This is a genomic window from Caulobacter sp. B11, assembly GCF_002737765.1.
Lineage (GTDB): Bacteria > Pseudomonadota > Alphaproteobacteria > Caulobacterales > Caulobacteraceae > Caulobacter.
The window spans coordinates 1-9125 of sequence record NZ_PEGG01000056.1 but is presented as its reverse complement, the minus strand read 5'-3'; the positions used below and the strand labels follow the sequence as shown (position 1 = coordinate 9125).

Below are 9125 nucleotides of genomic sequence, written 5' to 3'. Positions count from 1 at the left end.
GATCTTGGGGTTGGAGGCCTTGTCGTCCGGGGTCTTGACCGGAGGCGTGGTCGGGACCGGCTGTGCAGCGGTCGCGGCGGTCGCGGCGGGCGCGGCGGGCGCCACGGCGTCCGCGGGGATGGGCGCTGGGGCGGCCTCCGCCTTCGGGGCCGTCGGCGCGACGATGACGCCGACCACGGAGACGACTTCGGGCAGGGCCGCCAGCGCGGGCGGGCGGGCGGTCTCGGCGGCGCGGCCCGCTTGCGGCGCGGGCGTCGTTCCGGCCGGAACCGAGGCGAGGTCGACGTTCAGAGCCGAAAGCGCGGTCTCGGCGGGCGTGGCGGCGGCGAGGGGGGAGCCTTCCCCCATCGGCGAAAGGAGGTCCGGCCCGGCCAGGTCGAGGCTGGGGAGGGCGGGACTGATGACGTCGGGGTTCACGGCGGCGACGTCCGAGCCACTCGTCTTGTCGGCGTCCTCGACGGGGACCGACTGCGGGCTGGCCTGGGCGACGGGCAGACTCATCGCGGCCACCAGGTTGGCGGCGGCGGCGGCCTGGGCGGCGGCCAGGGCCGCGGCTTGGGCGGCGTCGAGGCCGTCAGATTGGGCGGCGGGATTGGCGAGGTCCGCCGTCGTCACCGTCGCCGCGGCGAGCTCATCGGCCGGATCGGCGGTCGTCCCACCGTCCAGCGCGGCCAGCAGATCGCCGAACGCGCCGCTCTCGCCCTGCGGCGCACCGCCGGCGGTGGCCGGCAGGCTGGAGGATGGAGCGGTGGAAGCGACAATCGCGGTCATTCGCACTGGGGCTCGGTGGTTTGGCGTCCCCCAACTGAGGCCGCCTTGGTCCGCCCCTCTCTCAGCAACCCCCGGGCCAACCGGAAGAAATCCACTAAGCATTTGAACTAAAACAATATTAAAGAAGATTTTACACCTTGAAAACGTCCTGCTGCGGCGCTTTTTGCCGAGTCAGATGCGTCCAGGAGGGCCGGGCTTGCCGCGTCCCCGGGTCACAGGGCCAGTTGGCGCGGTCCTTGCGCACTCTCCTTCATCGCCCGCACGGCGAGAGGAACGAATTGCCATGAAATTCAATGGCTTGAAGCATAGCGTGGGTCGCAAGCCCCCCCCGACCCGGCAAGTTTCGCCCGGCAAGGACGCGCTGTGCCGTTCCGTGATTGCCGAGCGGGCAGGAGATTTCTAGATGTCGCTGAACACCGTCCTGAACATCGCGACCTCGGGCATGATGGCGGCCCAGACGGGCCTGCGCGTCGTCTCCGACAACATCGCCAACGTCAATACCGCCGGCTATGTCCGCAAGACCATCGGCCAGTCCAACCTCGTGTCGAACGGCATGGGCGTGGGCGTCAATATCGACACCATCAAGCGGGCCGCCGACAAGTTCCTGCAGGCCGCCAGCCTGAACGCCGCGTCGGACTCCGGCCGCGCCGCGGCCCTGGCGGGTGCCCTGGACAGCGCCCAGGCCCTGTTTGGCGATCCAAGCGCCGAAACCAACTTCTTCTCGCGCCTGGACGATGTGTTCTCGGCCTTCTCCTCGGCGGCCGACAATCCCACCTCGAGCCTGCTACGCACCCAGGCGGTGTCCAAGATCGAGGACTTCCTGGCGGAGTCCGCGCGGATCACCTCGGGGCTGTCGAGCCTGGCCAAGGACGCCGACGGACGGATCTCGGCCGACGTCAATCGGGTCAATGACCTGCTCAAGCAGATCGACGGCCTGAACACCGACATCACCCGCGCCAAGACCACCGGAGCCGATTCCACCGGCTCGGAGAACATTCAGGGCGGGCTGATCGACGAACTGTCGAGCCTGATGAACGTTCAGATCAGCGGCCGGTCCAATGGCGGGGTGATCATTCGGTCGATCGAGGGGGCCAGCCTGGCCGGCGAAGGCGCGGCGACCATCGGCTACCAGCAGTCCGGCGCCGCCAACGGCTATCTGACGGTCAGCACGGCCAACAGCGGCGGCCAAGCCTCGACCCTGCTCCTGGGCAGCGGCGAGCTGAAGGGCTTGCTGGACCTGCGCAATATCGAGCTGCCCAACATCTCCGACCAGCTGGGCGAGTTCGTCACCCGCGCGGCCGATGAGCTCAATCGGGCCTCGAACGCCTCGGCCTCGGTCCCCGCCCCAAACAGTCTGCAAGGCCGCAACACGGGTCTGGGCTCGGTCGAGGCCTTCAACGGCTTCAGCGGCAAGACCACCCTGGCGGTGACCAACGCCGCGGGCGTTATCCAGAAGCGGGTGGAAATCGACTTCACCGCCGGGACGACCCTGGTCGACGGCGTGGCGGGCCCCAGCTTCACCAGCGCCAATTTCCTCACCCAGTTGAACAGCGCCCTCGGCGGCGCCGCAACGGCCACCTTCGCCGATGGGGCGCTGAGCCTGGCGACGACCAACACCGCCAACGGCCTGGCGATCGCCGATGACCCGACCACGCCGTCCATGAAGGCCGGCAAGGGGTTCAGCCAGTTCTTCGGCCTCAACGACATCGTCCGGACCTCGACCTTTTCTCCCTATGAAACGGGTCTGCAAACCACCGATCCTCATGGCTTCACCCCGGGCGAGACCATCACCCTGCGCCTGACCGACGTCGAGGGGGGGCGGATCCGCGATCTTGCGGTCGCGGTTCCGACCGGCACGACGATGCAGGACATGGTCGACGCCCTCAACGCGCGCAATGGCGGGGTGGGCCTCTATGGCGCCTTCTCGCTGGGCTCCAAGGGCGAGCTGACCTTCGCCTCCAACGGCGCCTCGCCCGTCTCGCTGTCGGTGATCGCCGATGACACCGAACGCGGCGTCGGCGGACCCGCGATGAGCCAGCTGTTCGGCATCGGGCCCAGCGAGCGCAGCACCCGCGGCGGACGCTTCACGGTCGATACCGCGATGAACGCCGATCCCGCCCGCCTGCCGTTCGCCAAGCTGAACCTGACCGCCGCCGCCGGGACCCCGGCCCTGGCTGTGGGAGACGGCCGCGGCGCCCTGGCCCTGGCCAAGGCCGGCGACAACGCCGCCAGTTTCGGCGCGGCGGGCGACGCCGCCGCCTCGTCGATGAGCGTCCTGCGCTACAGCGCCGATTTCGCTGGGACCATCGCCCGCAAGGCCGCCACGGCGGAAAGCCGCAAGGACGCCGCGGACTCGGTCAAGGTCGAGGTCGACACCCAGCGCCAGTCTCAGGAGGGGGTCAATCTCGACGAAGAACTGATCAACCTCACCACCTATCAGCAAGCGTTCAACGCCTCGGCCCGCCTGATCCAGGCGACCAAGGACATGTTCGACGTGCTGACGAACATCATCTAGGGCTAAGCCATGACCCGCGTTTCCACCGCCGGCAATTTCAGCGTCATGACCTCCAACCTCATGCGCGCCCAGATCCGTCAAAACGAGATGGGCGAGCAGGTCTCCAGCCAGAAGGTGGCCGGCGACCTGAAGGGCTACGCCAAGAGCGCCGAGGTGCTGACCGCCATGCGCAGCGCCCAGGCCAAGATCGACGGCTTCCTGGACCAGACCAAGCTGGTCTCCAACCGCCTGGACATCCAGGACTCGGCGCTCAATCAGATTTCGGAAGGAATCCGGGGCGGCCGCGAGGCCATCGCCAACGCCATGGCGGCCGGCAGCGGCGAAACCCTGATGCAGCAGCTGCAGAGCAGCTTCGGCGACGTGGTGCAGGGCCTCAACACGAAGTCCAATGGCCTTTACCTCTTTTCCGGCGCCCGCACCGACACGGCGACGACCACGGCCGGATCTCTGGCTGACCTGACCGCCGCGGCGTCGACCGCCGCGCTGTTCCAGAACGACGCCTATGTGACCTCCAACCGGATCGACGAGGCCACCACGGTCAATACCGGCGTGCTGGGCGACGGCGTCGGCACGGCGGCGTTCAACGCGTTCAAGCAGGTTCAGGCCTATGTCGACGCCAATGGCCCGTTCACCGGCACCCTGAACACCACCCAGGTCAACTTCCTCAAGGGCGTTCTGCCGGCGTTCGACGCCGCCTTTACCGGCGTGGTGACCGAGCAGGGCAAGAACGGCATCATCCAGAAGCGCTTCGAAAGCGCCCAGACCGACCTCAAGGACCAGGCCGACACCCTCAGCGGCATGGTCGGCGGCATAACCAATGTCGACATGGCCGAAGCCATCACCCGCATGGAGGCCGCCCAACTGGCGGTCCAGGCCTCGGCCCAGGTCTTCGCGTCCCTGCAGAACTCCTCGCTGCTGAACGTCCTGAAATAGGCGCGAGGCCCGGTAACCTCGCAAAAGCAGGCCCGAACCGCTATATGGCCGCGATGGACGCCGACACCGCCTCTTTCGACACGGCACTGACCGACCGCGCTGTGGCGGCGGCGCGCGCCGCCGTGGGCCTGCCGATCGGGACCCGGATCGTGGCGGCGATGTCGGGCGGGGTCGACTCGACCGTGACCGCCGCCCTGCTGGCCCGGGCCGGCTATGAGGTGGTGGGCGTCACCCTGCAGCTCTACGACCATGGCGCGGCCATCGCCAAGAAGGGCGCCTGCTGCGCGGGCCAGGACATCATGGACGCCCGGATGGCGGCCGAGCGACTGGGCATCGCCCACTACGTGCTGGACTACGAAAGCCGCTTCAAGGAACAGGTCATCGAGGAGTTCGCCGACGCCTATCTGCGCGGCGAGACGCCAATCCCCTGCGTGCGCTGCAACCAGACGGTCAAGTTCCGCGATCTGCTGGACGTGGCCCGCGACCTGGGCGCCGAGGCGATGGCGACGGGGCACTATGTGCAGCGCGCCTTTGTCGGCGGCGGCAATCGCCCGCAGCTGCGCCGCGCCGCCGATCCGAGCAAGGACCAGAGCTATTTCCTGTTCGCCACCACCCGCGACCAGCTCGACTTCCTGCGCTTTCCGCTGGGCGGGCTAGACAAGAGCGAGGTGCGCCGCGTGGCGGCCGAGCTGGGCTTGGCCATCGCCGACAAGCCTGACAGCCAGGACATCTGTTTCGTGCCCGAGGGCAAGTACACCACGGTGATCGACCGCATCCGGCCGCAGGGCGCGATTCCGGGCGACATCGTGCATCTGGACGGCCGGGTTCTGGGCCGCCACGAGGGCGTCACCCGCTACACTATCGGCCAGCGCCGGGGGCTGAACGTGGCGGTCGGCGATCCGCTGTTCGTCGTGCGCATCGACGCCGACGCCCGCCAGGTGATCGTCGGTCCGCGCGAGGCCCTGCTGACCCAGGCCCTGACCCTGAAGGAAGGCTCCTGGCTGGGCGAGACCGACAGCCTGGAGGACGCCGCCCTGGCCGGGGCCCCGGTCCTGGCCCGCGTGCGCTCGACCCGCGAACCGGTGCCGGGTCGTCTGGCCCTGATCGAGGGCCAGGTGTCGCTGCTGTTCGACGTCCACGAAGAGGGCGTCGCGCCCGGCCAGGCCTGCGTCCTTTACGACCCGGCGGATCCCGAGCGGGTGCTGGGCGGCGGATTCATCGCCGGCACGACGCGGCTGCAATAGACGCCGCGTCCTCGGGGCGTCAGTGTGGGCGTTCGGAGGCTTCCAGGTCGAAGGCCGCGTCGAGGTCCAGATCGTTGGGAATGGCCCCGTTCAGCGCCGCCTCGAGCACCGCGCCCAGGGCGGTCCAGACGAAGGTCAGCTGCTCCAGCACCGCCGGCAGGCGGTCCGGCTCGAAGCCGGGATAGAGGTCTTCCACCAGCCACAGACCGGTCAGGACGTCGAACCCGAACCGGCAGCCGATCAGGCGAAACTGCACCCGGGCGATCGTCTCGAACAAGGCCGTCAGGTCGCGCGCCTGATCCAGGTCCTGCGGGTCCAGCACCTGGCAGCGCACCTGCAGCCAGTCGCCCTCGGGGAATAAATAGAAGGCGCCGCCGTCCTCGCCGCCAGACACTTCCAGGCCGCGATCGATCTCCTCGACCACATAGCCCTGCTCCAGGCAGACGGCGGCGATGTCGGAAAGGTCGATCGCCATGGCTAGGACCGGTAATCCCCGTTGATCGCCACATATTGCTTGGTCAGGTCGCAGGTCCAGACCGTGGCCGAGCCCTTGCCGACCCCGACATCGACGCTGACCTCGAACTCCGGCTTCTTGACATAGGCGCTCATCGCCGCCTCGTCATAGTCGGCCGAGACCAGACCGTCGCGGGCGGCGTAGAGGTCGCCGAACTTGATGCTGATCTTCTCGCGATTGACCGGCTCGTCGGCCCGGCCCACGGCCATGACGATGCGGCCCCAGTTGGCGTCCTCGCCGGCGAAGGCGGTCTTGACCAGCGGGCTTTCGGCGATGGTGCGGGCGATCTTGCGGGCCGACAGCGGGCTTTCCGCCCCGTTGACGGTGATCTTGACGAACTTGGTCGCGCCCTCGCCGTCACGAACCAGCTGCAGGGCCAGGTCCAGCAGCACGCCTTCCAGCTTTTCGCGGAAGTCGGCCAGGCGCTTGTCGCCGGCCCTGGCGATCCTCGGGGCCGAAGCCTGGCCCGTGGCGAAGAGCAGGAGCGTGTCGTTGGTCGAGCGGTCGCCGTCCACTGTCACGCAGTTGAAGGTGGTGCGGGTATAGAGGCTGACCAGGGTCTGCAGGGCCGCCGGAGCGATGGCGGCGTCGGTGGCCACGAAGGCCAGCATGGTGGCCATGTCGGGCGCGATCATGCCCGAGCCCTTGGTGATGCCGGCGATCTTCACCTCGTGCCCGTCGATCAGGGCCGTGGCGTAGGCCCCTTTCGGGAAGGTGTCGGTGGTCATGATCGCCGCGCCGGCCTGGGCCCAGGCGTCGGCCGTCAGGCGGGTCTCGACCTCGGCCAGGCGGGCGGTGATCTTGCTGTCGTCGAGGATCACCCCGATCACCCCGGTCGAGGCCATCATCACGTCGCGCTGGCGGCAGTCGAAGCGCTTGCCCACGGCGGTGGCCACCCGGCGCACCGCGTCGGCGCCGGGCTTGCCGGTGAAGCTGTTGGCGCAGCCGGCATTGACCACCAGGGCCCGGACATCGGCGCCGCCGCTGGCGGTCAGCTGGCGCTTGCACCAGTCCACCGGGGCCGAACCCACACCGTGGCGCGTGAACACGCCGGCGCAGTTGGTGCCCTCGACGAAACGCATCAGCAGCAGGTCGTCGCGCTCGTGCTTGTAGAAGCCCGCGCGGCCGGTGGCGATCTCGACCCCGGCGATCGGCGGAATGGTCGGGAAGGGCACGGCCAGGGGTGACACGGCGAGGCCGGGCTTGCCCGGCGCGGCGGCGGGCGTGGCGGCGTCCGGCGCGGCCGAACGGTCGGCCCGGCGCTGGCTGGCGCGCTTGAGGGCCGAGGTCAGGGGGTCGATGGCGCGATCAAAGGCCTGGCCGACACTGGCCCCGACCTGATGGGCCAGGTCGGCGGGCGTATGGGCGGCGGGGACCTTGGCGGCGGCGCGGGGCTTGGTCGCCGTCTTGCCGGCGGGCTTGGGCGTCTTGGTCATGGCTTCCTGGCCGGGGCGGGCGACGGGGCGAGGTTGGAAGGCGCGGCGGCGGGCGGCGCCGGCGTGGTGGGGCCGCCCTCCAGCGGCGTCAGCGGGGCGGAGGCCGGTTCGCGGGGCGCGCCGGGCAGGTCCTGCTGCTTGGCGGTCAGGATCTTGACCTTCGAGCCGCCGCGCAGCTTCTCCAGCAGGTCGCGTACCTGGTCATAGGTCAGGAAGCGCACGATCTGGGGACGGGCGGCCTCCAGGGTGATCGGCTCTTCCAGCCGCTTGTCCTCGATGCGCAGCACGGCCCAGCCGCCTTCGGTCGCGAAGGGACCGACCAGGGCGCCCTTCTGGACGTCCTTGAGCGCCAGGGCATAGGCCTCGGGCATGACGTCGACGGTGAAATAGCCCAGGTCGCCGCCGTTGAAGCGGGTGGCCGCGTCGGTCGAGCGTTCCATGGCCAGGGCGTCGAACGAGGCGCCGGTCGACAGCAGCTTTTTGATCGCCTCGCCCTCGGCCTGGCTGGCGACCAGGATCTGGCGGGCGCGGATCTCCTCGGAGCGCTTGGACAGCTTCTGCTGTTCGGCATAGAGGCCGCGGATGGCGTTCTCGTTGACGGCCTTTTCGACGACGCTTTCGACCAGCATGTCGCCGAGGATCCGCTCGCGGGCGGCGGCCAAGCGGCGCTGGGCCACCGGATCCTTGTCGAGGCGGCGCTTGAGGGCCTCGGCGGCCAGCAGCTTCTGGTCGACCACCTCGTCGAGGCGCTGGCGGAACAGGTCGGAGCCGATGTCGAGCGGCTCGCCCTCGCTGATCAGGCCCTGGGCCACGGCTTCGCGCTTGACGTCCGAGGCCCACACCGTGTGGCCGTCGACCGTGGCCACGGCGGTGTCGCCCGGCTCGGGCGGTGACTCGTCGCCCTTGTTGCGGCCGCAGGCGGCCAGGGCCAGGGTGAGGGCCAGGGCGATCCAGACCGGGCTTCGCGCGCGCTTGATCAAGATGAATCTCCGCAGGGGTCTTGCGGCGCGGCTCTAGCGCGCTTTGGAAGCAAGGGACATGCAACTTGCCCATGGGCGTGCGCGGGTCAAGTGGAGGCCGAGCCGATACAGCGCATGGGCCCTCGGCGCGACCCGTCCGGACCGGCGGGTCAGGCCGCGCCGCCGGGATCGCCCCGGGGCCGCCGCGCGGGCCCCCTCAGGCGCCCTAACGGCATCGGCGACCAGAAATTCGCCTCGTTCGGTCGCTTTTAGCGGCACGCCTCGCCCGGCCTCGCGTTGACACTGGTAGGGCTGCTGCTTAAGTCTCGCGCGCGCTGCTAGGGGCGGAATATGTCGTGCGGGCAAGGGGCCTTGCACCACCAGACCGTCAACCAGGCTCACAATTTTCACCGGATTTTTGTCTACATGCTCGGCTTCGCCAAAAAGCTCTTCGGCTCCTCCAACGAACGCAAGGTCAAGGCGCTGGCCGCCCGCGTCTCGAAGATCAACGCCCTGGAGCCGCAATACGCCGCGCTTTCGGATGAGGCCCTCAAGGCCAAGACCGTCGAGTTCCGCGAACGCCTCGGCAAGGGCGAGACGCTCGACGACCTGCTGCACGAGGCCTTCGCCGCCGTGCGCGAGGCGTCCAAGCGGGTGCTGGGCATGCGCCACTTCGACGTTCAGATGGTCGGCGGCATGGTGCTGCACGCCGGCGGCATTTCGGAAATGCGGACCGGCGAGGGCAAGACCCTG

6 protein-coding genes and 2 pseudogenes are annotated in these 9125 nt (G+C 69.2%); 4 read left to right on the top strand and 4 right to left on the bottom strand.

The annotated features are described in order from the left end of the window. A pseudogene (locus tag CSW58_RS03775) lies at positions 1–771 on the bottom strand (hypothetical protein); the annotation flags it as partial. Between the two features lie 403 nt (positions 772–1174). Between CSW58_RS03775 and flgK the strand changes: the two are divergent. The 3 genes from flgK to mnmA are packed head-to-tail and all read left to right on the top strand — an operon-like array spanning position 1175 to position 5463. Next, the gene (gene flgK / locus CSW58_RS03770) at positions 1175–3286 is read left to right on the top strand and encodes a flagellar hook-associated protein FlgK (protein WP_099446364.1); all 2112 of its coding nucleotides are present in this window, start codon (positions 1175–1177) and stop codon (positions 3284–3286) included. Between the two features lie 9 nt (positions 3287–3295). Continuing rightward, entirely contained in the window at positions 3296–4219 is a 924-nt protein-coding gene (locus CSW58_RS03765) for a flagellin (RefSeq protein ID WP_099446363.1), read from the top strand. Positions 4220–4263: 44 nt separating this feature from the next. Continuing rightward, entirely contained in the window at positions 4264–5463 is a 1200-nt protein-coding gene (mnmA, locus tag CSW58_RS03760; RefSeq protein WP_099446362.1) for a tRNA 2-thiouridine(34) synthase MnmA, read from the top strand. A gap of 19 nt (positions 5464–5482) precedes the next feature. Here the strand turns inward: mnmA and CSW58_RS03755 are convergent, their stop codons facing one another. From CSW58_RS03755 to CSW58_RS03745, 3 genes are read right to left on the bottom strand one after another with little or no spacing between them, the layout of a single operon-like run. Further along, a complete protein-coding gene (locus tag CSW58_RS03755; protein WP_099446361.1) occupies positions 5483–5938 on the bottom strand; it encodes a hypothetical protein in 456 nt (151 codons plus the stop codon). Positions 5939–5940: 2 nt separating this feature from the next. Next, complete coding sequence (gene argJ, locus CSW58_RS03750) at positions 5941–7413, bottom strand: bifunctional glutamate N-acetyltransferase/amino-acid acetyltransferase ArgJ (protein ID WP_201721557.1); 1473 nt, start codon at positions 7411–7413, stop codon at positions 5941–5943. Further along, positions 7410–8396, bottom strand: a complete 987-nt coding sequence (locus CSW58_RS03745) for a peptidylprolyl isomerase (protein WP_201721558.1) — start codon at positions 8394–8396, stop codon at positions 7410–7412. The genes argJ and CSW58_RS03745 overlap by 4 nt, the downstream gene beginning before the upstream one ends. A 402-nt stretch (positions 8397–8798) precedes the next feature. Here CSW58_RS03745 and CSW58_RS03740 point away from each other — a divergent pair. After that, positions 8799–9125, top strand: a pseudogene (locus tag CSW58_RS03740) (preprotein translocase subunit SecA); the annotation flags it as partial.